Origin of the sequence: Rhodovulum sp. PH10 (genome assembly GCF_000293785.1) — a bacterium.
GTDB lineage: Bacteria > Pseudomonadota > Alphaproteobacteria > Rhizobiales > Xanthobacteraceae > Rhodoplanes.
The window spans coordinates 80,291-95,286 of the sequence record NZ_AKZI01000008.1 but is presented as its reverse complement, the minus strand read 5'-3'; the positions used below and the strand labels follow the sequence as shown (position 1 = coordinate 95,286).

The following is a 14,996-nucleotide window of genomic DNA, read 5'->3' as shown; positions in this document are numbered from 1 at the left end:
GGCATCTCGCCCGTCGACGGCTCAGGGCCGGCGTTCGAGCCTGGACAAGCGCTCCTCGATGGCGGCGAGCCGCTCCTCGACCTCGGCGGCCATGTAGCGGCCGACCAGCGACTCGCCGAAGGCGGCCTTCTTGACGGTCTCGACCTTGCTGTCGAGCGCCTCGAAACGACCGTCGTGCTCGGCGAGCTTCCGATCGATCGCATCGAAACGCGTCTCCATGCTGCTTCGCAGTTCACGCAACAGGACCAATATCATGTTCTCGGGCTCGGCCATGGAGGTCTCCTGCAACGGGTCTCTCTACAAATAGGCGTCTCGTCTCGATTCCGCTCCCCCGCCGCCCGCCTCACGCCACGGCTTCGGCCGCCGCAGTAGCCGCCGGGGCCGAGGCCCCGATCGGTCGCAGGCCGAGCAGATGGCAGATCGCATAGACGAGATCGGCGCGGTTCATCGTGTAGAAATGGAATTCGGTGACGCCGCGGTCGACCAGGTCGAATACCTGCTCGGCGGCGACGGCGGCGGCGATCAGCTTGCGGGTCGCCGGATCGTCGTCGAGCCCGGCGAAGCGGTCGGCGAGCCACGACGGGATCGAGGCGCCGGCCTTGGCGGCGAACGACTGCGCGAGCTTGAAGTTCTGCACCGGCAGGATGCCCGGCACGATCGGCAGCGAGATGCCGCGGGCGCGCACCTTGTCGAGGTAGCGGAAATAGAGATCGTTGTCGAAGAAGAACTGGGTGATGGCCCGCGTCGCACCGGCATCCACCTTGCGGGCGAGCATGTCGATGTCGGCCTCGTCCGACGGGCTTTCCGGGTGCCGCTCGGGATAGGCCGAGACCGACACCTCGATCTCCACCTTCTCCGCCGCGGCGAGCCGCTTGATGCCGCCGCACAGGTCGGCCGCATTGACGTAGCCGCCGGGGTGCGGCGCGTAGGGCGTGCCGATGCCGCCGACCGGATCGCCGCGCAGCGCGACGATGTGGCGGACGCCCGCCGCCACGTAGCCGCGGACCACGTCGTCGACCTCCTCGCGGGTGGCGGCGACGCAGGTGAGATGAGCGGCCGGCGTCAGGCCGGTCTCGTCGAGGATGCGCTTGACGGTCGCGTGGGTGCGCTCGCGGGTCGAGCCGCCCGCCCCGTAGGTGACCGAGACGAAGGCGGGCGAAAGCGGCGCGAGGCGCGTCACCGACTCCCACAGCGTCTTCTCCATCTCCTCGGTCTTCGGCGGGAAGAACTCGAAGGAGACGCGCATGCCGTTGCGGTGGTGCGGGACGCGGCTCGGGCGGAGCTCGGTGGACATCAGGCGACCTCACGGGGTTGTGCGTCGGCGAGCGCGACCCGGCGGTCGCGGCCGAGCCAGAGCCCGACGGCGAGTTTTCCGTCGGAACCAGCATCGGGCGGGACGATCTGGTGCGAGCACGGCTCGAGGCCGGACTGCTCGAGCCACTGCGTCACCGTCTCTTGCGAGAAGCCGAGCCGCCGGTGGGCGTGCTGCTCGCGCAAAAATTCGAGATCGTGGGGGGCGAAGTCGACCACCAGGAGCCGGCCCTGCGGGCGCAGCACACGCGCCGCCTCGCGGATCGCGCGGGCGCCGTCGTCGAGGAAGTGCAGCACCTGATGGACGATCACCAGATCGAACGAGTCGGCCGGCAGCGCGAGGTCGAAGATGTCGCCGTGGCGCACCGAGCAGTGGCGGCAGCCGGCGCGGTCGAGCCGGGCGCGGGCGAGCGCCAGCATGTCGCGCGACAGATCGATGCCGAGCCCGCGCTCGATCGAAGGGGCGAACAGCTCGAGCATCCGGCCGGTGCCGGTGCCGAGATCGAGCAGCGCGCGGAACGGCTTTTCGGCGAGCGCGGCGACGATCGCGCTTTCCACCGCCTCGTCGGCGGCGTGCAGCTTGCGGATGCGGTCCCACTCCGCGGCGTGCTCGGCGAAATAAGTCTGGGCGGCGCTGATGCGGGCGGCGCGCACGGCGGCGAGCCGCTCGCGGTCACGGCCGATGGTGCGGTCGGCCGGGTCGAGCCGGCCGATCAGATCGCGCACCAAATCGGCGGCGGCGCCCTGCTCGGCAAGCCGGAAGAACGCCCACGACCCCTCGCGGAACCGGTCGACCAGCCGGGCTTCCGCCAAGAGCTTGAGATGGCGGGAGATGCGCGGCTGCGACTGGCGCAGAATGGCGGTCAGGTCGGACACCGTCAGCTCGCTCTCGGCGAGCAACGCGAGGATGCGCAGGCGCGTCTCCTCCGCCGCCGCCTTGAGGGCGGCGCCGAGATCGTCGAAGCCGAGGGTTTGCCGCATGGTCGAAACGGTCCGTATCTGCCGGTTCCGGCGGCGGGTGGCGCCGGGCGGTCGCCTCCTATATCGCACCTCGCAGCCGATATAAAGATATCTTTATGCCTTGAACTCGGTTGCCGGCGATCGGTTCGGCTCCGCTCGGCGGGCATGCCGGCCGCGCGGCCGATCAAAGGGAAAATCTGCTAAGAGACCGTTCGGAAACCGAGACATTCTTCGCCACGAAACCGCCGACGGCCCGCTTTCCGTGACGACAGCCGCAACGGAGCCCGAATGACCTCCGCCGAACAGAAGAGCCTACCGATCCGCCCGGCCGCCGCGAGCGAGCCGCACGACGCCGACAAGCCGCGCCCCGGCGAGGTCGCGGTCGCGCTGCCCGACACCTTCGACGCCGGCCTCTATTACATCGGCCGCATCCGCACGCCCTGGACGCGGCGCGCGGATTGCCCGCGCAATGCCCGCCAGTCGGAGGCGGTGTGCACGCTCGAGCTCGATCCGCGGTTCGCGCCGGCGCTCGCGGGGGTCGAGGCCTCCGCCCGTCTGCTGGTGCTCTACTGGATGGACCGGGCGCGGCGCGACCTCGTGGTGCAGGCGCCCCGCCACGCCGATGGGCTGCGCGGCACCTTCTCGCTGCGCTCACCGGTGCGGCCGAACCCGATCGCCGCGAGCGTGGTGACGCTGCTGGGCATCGAGGGCACGCGCGTGCGGGTGGTCGGGCTCGACTGCATCGACGGCACGCCGCTGATCGACCTGAAGCCCCATTACCCCACGATCGACGGGGTGGGCGACACAGCCCGCGAGGTGACGGCGGGCGAGCCGGAGAGCGGGTCCGGCACCGCGCGGTCGGACACCTGATCCGCTCGCGGCCTCGAGCCGGGGCATGCAACGATCGCCTCGGATACAAGCATCCGTCATGCGCGGGCTCCGACCCGCGCATCCATCGAGAATGAAAAACGTCTTCGAGTTCGACGTGATGGATCGCCGGGTCTCGGCCTACGGCCGGCCCGGCGATGACGGCGGAGATATCGGCGACCCCGCCGTGTTCATCGAACCATCGTGCTCGTCGAAGCATCGTGCTCGTTGGCGACGTGCACGCCCGAGCGCCCCTGCGGCACACGAATGAAATCGGCAAATTCCCGGCGTGCTTTACGAAAGCTTGCCGCGCATTCGCTCGTCCACAGGCCGCGAAAACCACCACAATTCGGACGTTTTCGGCGCATCGCCCGCCGCCGCCGGGGACTTTTCCGCCGCCGCGGCCAAATCGATTAAAATCCTCATCGAATTGCCGAACCCCGTCTCGAGCGACCTGAACCGGTGATCGGCTACGACCACCGGGACAACGGGGGTGATCAATGCCACGTTCGATCTCGGCTCTTTCGACAACCGTCGCCGCCTTGGCGCTCGCGGGCGCCGTCGTCGCCACGCCGGCCGCCGCCAATCCGTTCTTCGTGCTTCCGCTGTTCGCGCCACCGGCCCCCGCGGCGGTGGCGGTGCCGCCCGACGCCGGCCCGGCGCCCGCCTTCGCGCCCGGCGGAACGGCGATCGAGCCCGAGCCGCAGCGCGGCGCCGCGCCGTCGCGGTTCGCCCGCCGCACCGTCGACTACACGACCGACGCGCCGGCCGGCACGGTGATCGTCGACACGCCCAATACCTATCTCTACTTCGTGCTCGGCAACGGCCGGGCGGTCCGTTACGGCATCGGCGTCGGCCGCGAGGGGTTCGCCTGGTCCGGCACCCAGGCGATCAGCCGCAAGGCCGAATGGCCCGACTGGACGCCGCCCACCGAGATGCTGCGCCGCCAGCCCTATCTGCCGCGCTTCATGGCCGGCGGCCCGCACAATCCGATGGGCGCCCGCGCGCTCTATCTCGGCGACACGGTCTATCGCATCCACGGCACCAACGCGCCGGAGACGATCGGCCGGCGGGTGTCGTCGGGCTGCATCCGCATGGTCAACGACGACGTGATCGACCTCTATCGCCGAGTCGGCGTCGGCACCCGGGTGATCGTGCTGCCGATCCGCGCGCACCACGCCGAACGCCGTCCCGACGCCCGCGGCTGATACGACTTTTTGACGACGACGAACGGGGTTTTCTCCAACACGCACGCCCCGCACACTCACTCTGAGCCTTCATCTCTCGGCCGGTCCCGGAATGCCCCCGCGGCCGGCCTTTTTTCTCTCCTTCGACCACCCGTCGTCGGGCCGCTCCACTCGCCGTTGCCAAGACGCGTGCAAGCTTCCGCAGGGAGAGGCGAGACGAGCCGGCCGTACTACGACCCACCCGACAGGTCGACGTCCGAAACAACTAGGACGGCCACCGGCCTCCATTACCACCTTTCCTTAAGCATTTTCCGAGATTACCCACGAAGTTCCGGAAGCATTAAGGTCGCACGGAATAGAACTCGACGATCGAGCAACCCATCGCTGGTCCCATGGATCTCCGGAAGAAGCTGCTCCCGTTCCAAGCTCTCATCGTCGTCGCCGGACTGATGGTCGGGTTGTCGGCCCTGGCGATCGGCGTGACCGTCGCCGCCCTGCGCACGGACGCGATCCGGGCGACCGAACGCGAATCCGAGAACACCGCGCGGTTCGTCGCCGACCAGATCGCGACCCTGGTGCGCCCGCTCGAGCGCCTGCTGACCGAGCTCGGCGACGTCGTGCCGCAGCTCGGCGTGACGACCCCGGCGGAGTTCGAGCGCACCTTCGCGGTCGGGCCGATCGCCGATCTTCTGGAAGACCGCATGCTGCACGTGCCGCAGGCGATCGGCATCCGGCTGTTCGCCCCCGACGGCCGCCTGCTGGTCGCCGCCGAGCGCGACGGCGGCGAGGCCCCGCGAACGGACGACTACCAGTTCTTCCGCCAGCTCGGCATCGCCGGCGAGAACGGCCTCTATGTCAGCCCGCCGATCCTCACGGCGAGGCCGAAGCAGTGGCGCGTCTATCTCGGCCGGCGCATCGTCGGCACCTCCGGCACCTTCGTCGGCATCGTCGCGGTGGCCGTTCCGGTCGCCTATTTCGACCAGATCTACGCGACCTATTCCCGGTTCGGGGACCGCGCCTTCGTCATCGCGCGCCGCGACGGCACCATTCTCGCCACCAACGCCGAGTCCGTCTCGCTCACCGGCCGGCGCATTCCGGGATCGTCCGCGTGGTACGACGTCGTGCGCGCGGGCGGCGGCCCGTTCCGCTCGCCGGGCTTCTTCGACGGCGTGCCGCGGATCGCCGCCGCCGCATCGGTGCCCGGCCTGCCGCTGGTGGTGAGCACGGCGGTGCCGCGGGCGGACGCGCTCGCGCGTTGGCATCAGCACGCGATCCGGATCGGCGCCGGCACGGCGGTCGCGGCGCTGTGCGCCTTCCTGCTGCTCGCCGGCGTCTATCACCAGTTCCGCCGGCTGGTCGCCTCCGAGGCCTCGCTCGCCGAGGGCAAGGCCGACCTCAAGGAGAAGTCGCGCGAGCTCGAGCGCGCCAACATGCGGCTCGACGCGGCGCTCAACAACATGTCGCACGGCCTGTGCATGTTCGACCGCACCGGCAGGCTTCTGGTCTGCAACGACCGCTATCTGCGCATGTACCGGCTCGGCCGCGAGATGGCGCAGCCCGGCACCACGCTCGAGGAGCTGATGCGCCGGCGCATCGCGGTCGGCACCTATTCGGGCGACCCGCTCGGCTATGTCGCCGAGCTGCGCCGGCTCGGCACCGGCGCCCGGCAGACGCACTTCACCACCGAGCTCGCCGACGGGCGCATCATCGCCGTTCTCAACGACCGCATGTCGGACGGCGGCTGGGTCGCCGTGCACGAGGACATCACCGAGCGCACCCGCGCCGAGCAGCGCATCGCCCACATGGCGCGCCACGACGCCCTGACCGACCTCGCCAACCGCACGCTCGCCGCCGAGCGGATGGACGAGGCGCTGGAGCGGATGGCGGCGTCCGGCCACGGCTTCGCGGTGTTCATCTTCGACATCGACCTGTTCAAGTCGGTCAACGACTCGCTCGGCCACGGCGGCGGCGACGCGCTGTTGCGGGCGGTGGCGCAGCGGCTGCGCGGCTGCATCGACGACGGCGACACCGCGGGGCGGATCGGCGGCGACGAGTTCGCGGTGGTGCAGGGCAACTCCGCCGATCCGCAGGCGGCGGCCGCCGCGCTCTCCGCCCGTCTGCTCGACGTCGTCCAGGCGCCCTACGAGATCGACGGCCAGCGGGTGGTCATCGGCATCTCGATCGGCGTCGCGCTGGCGCCCGTGAACGGCACCGAGCCGAGCCAGATCCTCCGCAACGCCGACCTCGCGCTCTACCGCGCGAAATCCGACGGACGCGGCTGCAGCCGCTTCTTCGAGCCGGAGATGGACGCCGACGCGCGGCTCCACCGCGCCTTCGAGTTCGAGCTGCGCGAGGCGCTGGTGCGGGAGGAGTTCGAGATCCACTATCAGCCGATCGTCGACATCGCCACCCGCAAGGCGTGCGCGGTCGAGGCGCTGGTGCGCTGGCGCCACCCCCGCCACGGGCTGATCTCGCCCGACAAGTTCATCCCCGTGGCCGAGGAGATCGGGCTGATCGTCCCGCTCGGCGAATGGATTCTCCAGACCGCCTGCGAGACCGCCGCCGCCTGGCCGGAGACCGTGCGGCTCGCGGTCAACCTGTCGGCGGTGCAGGTGCGCTCGGGCGGGCTGGTGGAGACGGTGCGCACGGCCTTGGCCCACAGCGGCCTGCCGGCCCCGCGGCTCGAGCTCGAGATCACCGAATCGGTGCTCCTGCAGAAGGACCGTGGCGGCCTCGCCGTGCTGCACGACCTCGCCGCGCTCGGCGTCCACATCGTGCTCGACGATTTCGGCACCGGCTACTCGTCGCTCAGCTACCTGCAGATGTTCCCGTTCAGCAAGATCAAGATCGACAAGTCGTTCGTCGCCGAGCTGTCGAGCCGAGCCGACTGCGCGGCGATCGTCTGCACGGTGATGAACCTCGCCAAGGCGCTCGACATGGCGACCACCGCCGAGGGCGTGGAGACGGTCGAGCAGGTGACGCTTCTGCGCGCCGCGGGATGTCGCGAGGCGCAGGGCTGGCTGTTCGGCCGCCCGGTCCCGGCCGACCGGCTGGTGCTCGACGCCCGGCTCGGCACCACCTCGGCCGCCGCCTGATTGCACGCGTCGCGATCGGCTCGTAGCCCCTCGTTGACACGCGAAAACCATTCCCTAGAGTGGGCCCTTCGTTCCGAGGGGAGCCCCGAAAGGGGCTGAGACACCGCGGGCCACCCGGCGCCGCCCGTCAGCGGGCGGCGAGGCCGAAGGCGAAAGCGGAAACCCTACGAACCTGATCCGGGTCATGCCGGCGAAGGGACAGGGACACTTCTCCCTCCGACGCATGCTGGTTCCGGACGGCCCACGGGAGCATCCGAATGAACAAGCACACCCCCGCCACCGAGATCGCCGTTCCGAAGATCACCACCGGCCCGATCGTGGCCTCGCGCAAGATTTACACGAGCCCCGAGGCCGCCCCCGACCTGAAGGTGCCGTTGCGTGAGATTCCGCTGACCGAAGGCGCCGGCGAGCCGCCGGTGCGGGTCTACGATCCCTCCGGCCCCTATACCGACCCGGACGCGACGATCGACCTCGAGGCGGGTCTCGCGCGGCCACGCACCGCCTGGGTCGAAGCGCGCGGCGGCGTGGAAGCCTATGACGGCCGCGAGATCAAGCCGGTCGACAACGGCAACGTGTCGGACGACCACCTCGCGCGCGCCTTTCCGTGCCATCACCGGCCGCTGCGGGCGCAGGACGGCAAGCCGGTGACGCAGCTCGAATGGGCGCGCGCCGGCGTGATCACCAAGGAGATGGTCTACATCGCCGAGCGCGAGAATCTCGGGCGGCAGAAGATGCTCGAGCGCGCCGAGGCCGCGCTCGCCGACGGCGAGCAGTTCGGCGGCGCAGTGCCGCCGTTCGTGACGCCGGAGTTCGTGCGCAGCGAGGTCGCGCGCGGCCGCGCGATCATCCCGGCCAACATCAATCACGCCGAGCTCGAGCCGATGATCATCGGCCGCAACTTCCTCACCAAGATCAACGCGAACATCGGCAACTCCGCGGTCTCCTCCTCGGTCGAGGAGGAGGTGGAGAAGATGGTGTGGGCGATCCGCTGGGGCGCCGACACGGTGATGGACCTCTCCACCGGCCGCAACATCCACAACACCCGCGAGTGGATCATCAGGAACGCCCCGGTGCCGATCGGCACGGTGCCGCTCTATCAGGCGCTCGAGAAGGTCGACGGCGATCCGGTGAAGCTCGACTGGGAGGTGTTTCGCGACACGCTGGTCGAGCAATGCGAGCAGGGCGTCGACTACTTCACCATCCATGCCGGCGTGCGGCTCGCCTACGTGCCGCTGAGCGCCAACCGGGTCACCGGCATTGTTTCACGCGGCGGCAGCATCATGGCCAAGTGGTGCCTCGCGCATCACAAGGAGTCGTTCCTCTACGAGCGGTTCGACGAGATCTGCGACCTGATGAGGAAGTACGACGTGTCGTTCTCGCTCGGCGACGGGCTGCGGCCCGGCTCGATCGCCGACGCCAACGACCGCGCGCAGTTCGCCGAGCTGGAGACGCTCGGCGAGCTGACGAAAGTGGCGTGGGCAAAAGGCTGCCAGGTGATGATCGAGGGCCCCGGCCACGTGCCGATGCACAAGATCAAGATCAATGTCGACAAGCAGCTGAAGGAGTGCGGCGAGGCGCCGTTCTACACGCTCGGTCCGCTGACCACCGACATCGCGCCGGGCTACGATCACATCACCTCGGCGATCGGCGCGGCGATGATCGGCTGGTTCGGCACCGCGATGCTGTGCTACGTGACGCCGAAGGAGCATCTCGGCCTGCCCGACCGCGACGACGTGAAGGAGGGCGTGATCGCCTACAAGATCGCCGCCCACGCCGCCGACCTCGCAAAGGGCCACCCCGCCGCGCAGCTGCGCGACGATGCGATCTCGCGCGCCCGCTTCGAGTTCCGCTGGCAGGATCAGTTCAACCTGTCGCTCGATCCCGACACCGCGATCGCCTATCACGACGAGACCCTGCCGAAGGACGTGCACAAGGTCGCGCATTTCTGCTCGATGTGCGGCCCGAAATTCTGCTCGATGAAGATCACCCAGGACGTGCGCGACTACACCGCCTCGCTCGGCGACAACGAGAAGGCGGCGCTCGACGGCATGGCGAAGATGTCGGAAAAGTTCCGCGCCATGGGCGAGGAGGTTTATGTCGACGCCGACGCGGTGAGGAAGAGCAACGAGAGCTTGTGAGGCCGACTGCGGCACTGTCACCTCATCCTGAGAGCCGCCCCCCGGGTCCGCGCTTCGCGCGGCCCGAGGGCAGGCTCCGCCGGCGTCTCGAAGGATGAGGCCCCAGCTTTGCCGTCGTCCGTGCCCTCGTCCTTCGAGACGCACTCCTGCGGAGTGCTCCTCTGGACGAGGCCCAACCCTGTCGCCTTTCGTACGAGAAGGCGACAGAGGCGTTCGGCGGATCGGGCGAAGCGCCCGGTCCGCAAAACCCGGCGCCGCTAATTCAGCGACAGCACCAGCCCGCTGAGATCGAGATTGGCGATCAGGCCGACCTGCCGGCCCTGCAGCTCGAGCACCGCGCCCTTCTCGTTGCGCAGGACGATCAGCCCGGCCCCGCGCCCCACCGCGCCGCCGGCACCGGCCGCGCCGTACACCCCGGCGACGTCGGACGGCCGGCGGATATTTCGGACGCGACCGTGCAGATTGGCCTTCGAGGCGCCGAACACCAGGCCTGCGCTCAGGCCGCCGATCGACAGCCGGTATTTTCGCCCGTTGAAGGTCAGCGTGCCGCTGCCGCCCGAGCCGCCGATGATCCAGCCGCCCTTGTAGATCGTGATCGCGATCCGCCCGCTGTCGGCGCTCGCCGCGGAGACCGCGACCAGCACCATCGCCAAGGCGACGAGAATGCTCCGAAAACCCGACATGACCCGCATGCTGCAGTCCCTCCCCGGGGCGTGACGCCCGACCGGCCGGCTTTTCCCGCGCACGGACGCGCCGGGAAATCATTCGGCCGGCTGCACCATACGTCGGTGCCGGCGCCGTTCCCAGCACCCCGTCCGCCCGTACCGGCGCCGCCGAAAACGGCCGGCGATAAACCGTGTCCGCCGATCGTGCTCCACCGCCCGGCCGGTTGCGGCTAGACTGCCGCCCGCCGCGCCCGTGCGAGACCGCCCGCGCCCGGATCACCCGCACCGAGACCCAGCCGAGGCCACCCGAGATCACCCCCGTGGACCCCTCCTCCATCAACGCCTTCGACGCGGTGATCGGCAGCTTGGCGCTGATCGCCGCGGTGATGGGATTCGCCACCGGCCTCCTGCGCAGCATGGCGACCATCATCGGCTATGTCGCGGCCGCCCCCGCCGCGGTCGCACTGACGCCGGTGGTGACGCAAACGCTCGCGGCGCGGCCCGACCTGCCGCAGGTGCCGGAATGGGGGGTGTTCGGCCTTCTGCTGCTCGTCGTCGGCATGGTGCTCGGCGCACTGATGCGGCGCACCGTCGGGCTTCTGGTCGGGACGGTGGTCGGCCTGCCGGACCGGCTCGCCGGGGCGATGCTCGGGGTCGGGCGGATCGGGCTCGTCGCGGTGGCGATGGTGCTGATCTTCGACCGGCTGGTGCCGGTGCATCTGCAGCCGCGCTATCTCACCGAATCGCGCCTCCATCCCTATCTCTCGGCCGCCGCCGCGGCCGGCGTGAAATCGCTGCCGCCGGAGGCGGAGACCCTGATCGACCGCTTGCGGCGCGACCACGGCCTCTGAGCCTCGAGGCCTCCTCCGCCGCCTCCGGCCCCTGCGCCGCTCCGTCGCGGTTTTCGCCTGCGCCCCGACGGTGGTACGTCGTTCGCTCGCTTGCCTTCGGCGCGCCGCGAACCATGCCGCGCCGACCGCGTTTCCGGGACGGAGCCTTATTCTCGATGCTGCAGGACCTTTCCCGACTGACCGCCCTTCCCCGGCGCTGGGCCGCGGCGCTGCGCGAGCGCCGCTTCGCCGAGCTCGCGCCGGTGGCGACGCTGTTTCTGGTCGCCGCCGCGCTGTTCGGCTTCTTCCAGATCGCCGACGAGGTGTTGGAGGGCGAGTCGCACGCCTTCGACGAGGCGATCCTGCGCACGCTGCGCAACCCGGCCGATCTCGCCGACCCGATCGGGCCGGCCTGGCTCGAGGTGGTCGTTCGCGACATCACCGCGCTCGGCAGCATCACCGTGCTGACGCTCGTCACCGCGATCGTGGTCGGCTATCTGGTGATGGACCGCAAGCGGGCGGCGGCGCTGTTCGTGCTGGTGTCGGTCGCCGGCGGCGCGCTGCTCACCAGCCTCACCAAGCTGGCGATCGCCCGGCCGCGCCCCGATCTCGTCGCCCATCTGGTGCAGGTCGATTCCTACAGCTTCCCGAGCGGCCACGCGACCGCCTCCGCCGTCACCTTCCTCACGCTCGGCACGCTGCTCGCGCGGGTGCAGACCGGCTGGCGCCTCAAGGCCTATGTGATCGGCGTCGCACTCGCCCTGACGATCACGATCGGCGCGAGCCGGGTCTATCTCGGCGTCCACTGGCCGACCGACGTGCTCGCCGGCTGGTGCCTCGGCGCCGCCTGGGCGATGCTGTGCTGGCAGATCGGCCTGTGGCTGCAGAGCCGCGGCAAGATCGAGACGCCGCCCGACCAGCCGCCCCGTTGATCGGCGCCTGCGCGCCGCACGCGATCGAGATGCCTCAGCGCGACGCGCCGAGCACCACCAGCGCGACCTTCTTGCCTTTCCCGTCGGTGACCAGCGCGAGGCCGAGCGCGCCGAACCGCTCGTCGAGCAGCGTGCGCCGGGAGTTGCCGCCGTCGAGCCACTGGCCGACGAAGAACCGCAGGTCGGCCGCGGTGGGCGCGGTGCCGCAGCCGCCGCAGGCGGCGGCGAGCGTCGAAAGCGTGCGCCAGTCGCGCCGCGCACCGGCCGGCAGCGCGTCGCGCAGCGACCCGCCGCCACCGATCGACAGCGCGTCGGCCTGCGGATCGGGCACCAGCGCGCGGGCCGCCGTGTCGAGCGCGTCGCTCGCCGCGAGCGGCGCGACCTTCGCCTCGCGGCGCGCCGCATTGATGCGGTCGAGCGCCACCGCCACCTGCCGCTCGTGCGGGATTTCGCCCGCCGCTTCCCCCTCCGAGGCGCCGCGTGGCGTTCCTGGGCCGGCAAAGGTCTGCACCGCATAAAGCCCCTGGTCGGCGTCGACCACGATTCCGTAGCCGAACCGCGCAAGCCCGTGTCGAAGGATGTTCTCGCGATGCTCGGGGCTGTTCATCCAGCCGCGCTCGAGCCGCTCCACGTTCGCCTCGGTCGGCGGCGGCGGGCAGTTGTCGCAGCGGGCGATGTTCTCCGCGATCAGCTCCCATTTGCTGCCGCCGGCGGCGACGTAGCGGTCCTGCACGGTGCCGCCGTCGGGCGAGGTGTGCGAATAATAGCGCCGCCGAGCCATGTCCTCGGCGTGGGCCTGCGCCGCCTCGTTCAGGTTCTCGCCGAGCGTCAGCGGCGGCAGGCCGTTGTCCGAGCGCGACTGGTTGACCGCCTCGAGCGCGCGCTGCCGCAGGGCGTCGAGATCGCCAAACGTTTCCGCCCGCACGATCGGCGTTGCGGCGATCATGCACAACGCGAGCACCACGCCGAGAACGCTCACGAGAAAAGACGTCCGCTTCGCCATCGCCGCACCTCCTGTCGGAGACCAACCCGATGGCGGCGCGCGAGTTCGCCGGCCTCGTGCGGCGTCACGCCTCGACCCGGCGCTCGCCCAACAGCTCGCGGCGACGCAGCTCCAGCTCGTTCATGTAGCGGCGCAGCGCGTGCGCCTCGCTGAGCTGGCCGACGACGCGCCGCGTCGCGTCCGACTCGACCACCGCCAGCACGTCCGCCTCGGTGCTCTCGAACACCCGGATCGCCTGCTGCACCGTCATGCTCGGCACCAGCACGTCGTCGACGTGGCGGATGATCTCGCGGACGCTCGCCCCGCCGTAGAGCGTCGGCACGTGGGCCTCGGGCACCACCACCAGGCCGGCATAGCGGCCGTCCGGCTCCACCATCACCACCTGGCCGGTCGAGCCCGGCGGAAATGTCTCGCGGAACGCGGCGACGGTGAGATCGGCCGGGGCGGTGCGCACGTCCGGCCGCATCATCACGCCGACCGTCAGCTCGCGGATCCAGCCGATGTCGGCGGCGCTGCGGATCGACTCGCCGCGCACGTGAAACCGCCAGGTGGCGAACGAGTAGCCGAAGATCTCCCGCGTCACCTGCGAGGCGAGGATCACCGCGATCAGCACCGGCGCGGTGAGCCACAGATCGCCGGTCGATTCGAGCGCGATGAAGGCCATGGTCAGCGGGCCGCCGATCACCGAGGACGACAGGGCGGTCATGCCGATCAGCGCATAGAGGCTCGGATCGAGGGTGACCGCGAGCGGCGTCGCCGCCAGCCCGCGCGAGACGACCTCGGCAAAAATCTGGCCGAACAGCGCGCCGAGCAGCAGCGAGGAGAAGAACAGGCCGCCGCGAAAGCCCGAGCCGAGCGAGGCGATCGAGGCGAGCGCCTTCAGCACGAACACCAGCGCCACCGCAGCGAGCGGCAGGCCGAGCGCACCGGAGACGTGCAGCGCGCCGTGCCCCGACGAGAGAACCTTCGGCGTGACGAGCGCCAGGAGCCCGACCAGAAGGCCACCGATCGCCGGGCGCAGCGCCGCCGGCACCTTCAGCTTCACGAACGCCGTCTCGCACAAGGTGACGCCGCGCATCAGCGCGATGCCGACGAGGGCCGCGAGCAGGCCGAGGCCGGCGGCGGCGACCAGATCGTGATTCTCGACCGCGATCCCGCCCGGCGCCACCACGCCGAGATGCGACGGCGCGAGCCCGGTCGCCACCACCCAGCCGACGACGGACGCGACACCGACCGGCGCGAGGCCGGCGATCGAGTAGTTTCCGATCACCAGCTCGAAGGCATAGAAGGCGCCGGCGAGCGGCGCCCCGAACGCACCGGCGATCGCCGCCGCCGCGCCGCAGCCGGCGAGCGTGCGCAAGTCCGCCCGACGCAGGCGGAAGGCGATGCCGAGCCGCGAGGCGAGGCCGCTCGCGAGCTGGGTGTAGCCGGCCTCGAGCCCGACCGAGGCGCCGACCCCGCTCGACCACACCGTCTGCGCCGCGACGATGACGCTGCCCGGCACCGACATCCGCCCGCCGTGCAGCGCGTTCGCCTCGATCGGGTCGATCTCGCGCTTCGGCCGGCGCTTCTTGATCAGCACGAAGGCGAGGCCGAGCATCAGGCCGCCGAGCGAGGGCACCGACAGCACCACCACCGGATCGACGAAGGGCTGCGCCGACAGCCGGGCGCCGGGCGGCAGGCCGAAGAACACGGCATGCAAAGTCTGCACACCGACCCCCATCGCCGCGACGACGACGCCGGCGACGACGCCGACGATCGCCGCCAGCAGGACGAGCCCGGCCTCGCGCGAGCGCACCGCGACGCGGATGGTGTGCGGGATCTCGAAATCGGTGACGACGTGAAGCAGCGATCTCGGCACCGGGCGGCTCACGAAGGGCAGGAGGAACTGATCACGTGCGGATCACTCGGTCGGGGTCGGTCGGTCGATATCGCTCGCAGGTCGCACGGCGCGCGCCGCCACGAGGTGGGGTGGAGTTTTGTGACGTCGCGATGACGGCGGAACGAG

13 protein-coding genes are annotated in these 14,996 nt (G+C 70.5%); 6 read left to right on the top strand and 7 right to left on the bottom strand.

Translation table 11 applies throughout. The features are described 5' to 3' along the window. Positions 1-21: 21 nt before the first annotated feature. From A33M_RS01610 to A33M_RS01600, 3 genes are all read right to left on the bottom strand, one after another. A complete protein-coding gene (locus A33M_RS01610) occupies positions 22-273 on the bottom strand; it encodes a hypothetical protein (protein ID WP_040618848.1) in 252 nt (83 codons plus the stop codon). 70 nt (positions 274-343) lie between these two features. Beyond that, positions 344-1,294 carry a methylenetetrahydrofolate reductase [NAD(P)H] gene (metF, locus tag A33M_RS01605; protein WP_008382688.1) on the bottom strand — a complete coding sequence of 317 codons (951 nt, stop codon included), beginning with the start codon at positions 1,292-1,294 and terminating at the stop codon, positions 344-346. After that, complete coding sequence (locus tag A33M_RS01600) at positions 1,294-2,292, bottom strand: ArsR/SmtB family transcription factor (RefSeq protein WP_008382687.1); 999 nt, start codon at positions 2,290-2,292, stop codon at positions 1,294-1,296. The genes metF and A33M_RS01600 overlap by 1 nt, the downstream gene beginning before the upstream one ends. A 267-nt stretch (positions 2,293-2,559) precedes the next feature. Here A33M_RS01600 and tsaA point away from each other — a divergent pair, with 267 nt between their 5' ends. After that, positions 2,560-3,141 (top strand): tRNA (N6-threonylcarbamoyladenosine(37)-N6)-methyltransferase TrmO, encoded by a 582-nt coding sequence (gene tsaA / locus A33M_RS01595; protein WP_008382686.1) that lies wholly within the window; start codon positions 2,560-2,562, stop codon positions 3,139-3,141. Between the two features lie 291 nt (positions 3,142-3,432). On the opposite strand, the gene A33M_RS01590 is transcribed toward tsaA, so the two are convergent. Further along, positions 3,433-3,645, bottom strand: coding sequence for a hypothetical protein (locus A33M_RS01590; RefSeq protein ID WP_157223284.1), 213 nt, complete (start codon positions 3,643-3,645; stop codon positions 3,433-3,435). Here A33M_RS01590 and A33M_RS01585 point away from each other — a divergent pair. The 3 genes from A33M_RS01585 to thiC all read left to right on the top strand — a co-directional run bounded on the left by A33M_RS01585 (position 3,639) and on the right by thiC (position 9,558). After that, positions 3,639-4,346, top strand: a complete 708-nt coding sequence (locus A33M_RS01585; protein ID WP_040618846.1) for a L,D-transpeptidase — start codon at positions 3,639-3,641, stop codon at positions 4,344-4,346. The genes A33M_RS01590 and A33M_RS01585 overlap by 7 nt on opposite strands. A gap of 371 nt (positions 4,347-4,717) precedes the next feature. Next, entirely contained in the window at positions 4,718-7,420 is a 2,703-nt protein-coding gene (locus A33M_RS01580; protein WP_008382683.1) for a bifunctional diguanylate cyclase/phosphodiesterase, read from the top strand. Between the two features lie 257 nt (positions 7,421-7,677). Continuing rightward, a complete protein-coding gene (gene thiC / locus A33M_RS01575) occupies positions 7,678-9,558 on the top strand; it encodes a phosphomethylpyrimidine synthase ThiC (protein WP_008382681.1) in 1,881 nt (626 codons plus the stop codon). Positions 9,559-9,815: 257 nt separating this feature from the next. Here the strand turns inward: thiC and A33M_RS01570 are convergent, their stop codons facing one another. Beyond that, positions 9,816-10,250, bottom strand: coding sequence for a hypothetical protein (locus A33M_RS01570; RefSeq protein ID WP_008382680.1), 435 nt, complete (start codon positions 10,248-10,250; stop codon positions 9,816-9,818). A 293-nt stretch (positions 10,251-10,543) separates the two neighbouring features. Here A33M_RS01570 and A33M_RS01565 point away from each other — a divergent pair, with 293 nt between their 5' ends. Both A33M_RS01565 and A33M_RS01560 read left to right on the top strand, forming a co-directional pair. Continuing rightward, positions 10,544-11,074, top strand: coding sequence for a CvpA family protein (locus A33M_RS01565; protein ID WP_008382679.1), 531 nt, complete (start codon positions 10,544-10,546; stop codon positions 11,072-11,074). Between the two features lie 155 nt (positions 11,075-11,229). Then, complete coding sequence (locus A33M_RS01560; RefSeq protein WP_008382678.1) at positions 11,230-11,985, top strand: phosphatase PAP2 family protein; 756 nt, start codon at positions 11,230-11,232, stop codon at positions 11,983-11,985. A 34-nt stretch (positions 11,986-12,019) separates the two neighbouring features. Here the strand turns inward: A33M_RS01560 and A33M_RS22015 are convergent, their stop codons facing one another. Then, positions 12,020-12,988: a CAP domain-containing protein gene (locus A33M_RS22015; RefSeq protein ID WP_008382677.1), complete on the bottom strand. Its 969-nt coding sequence runs from the start codon at positions 12,986-12,988 to the stop codon at positions 12,020-12,022. 64 nt (positions 12,989-13,052) lie between these two features. Next, positions 13,053-14,849, bottom strand: a complete 1,797-nt coding sequence (locus tag A33M_RS01550; RefSeq protein WP_008382676.1) for a chloride channel protein — start codon at positions 14,847-14,849, stop codon at positions 13,053-13,055. Positions 14,850-14,996 lie beyond the last annotated feature (147 nt).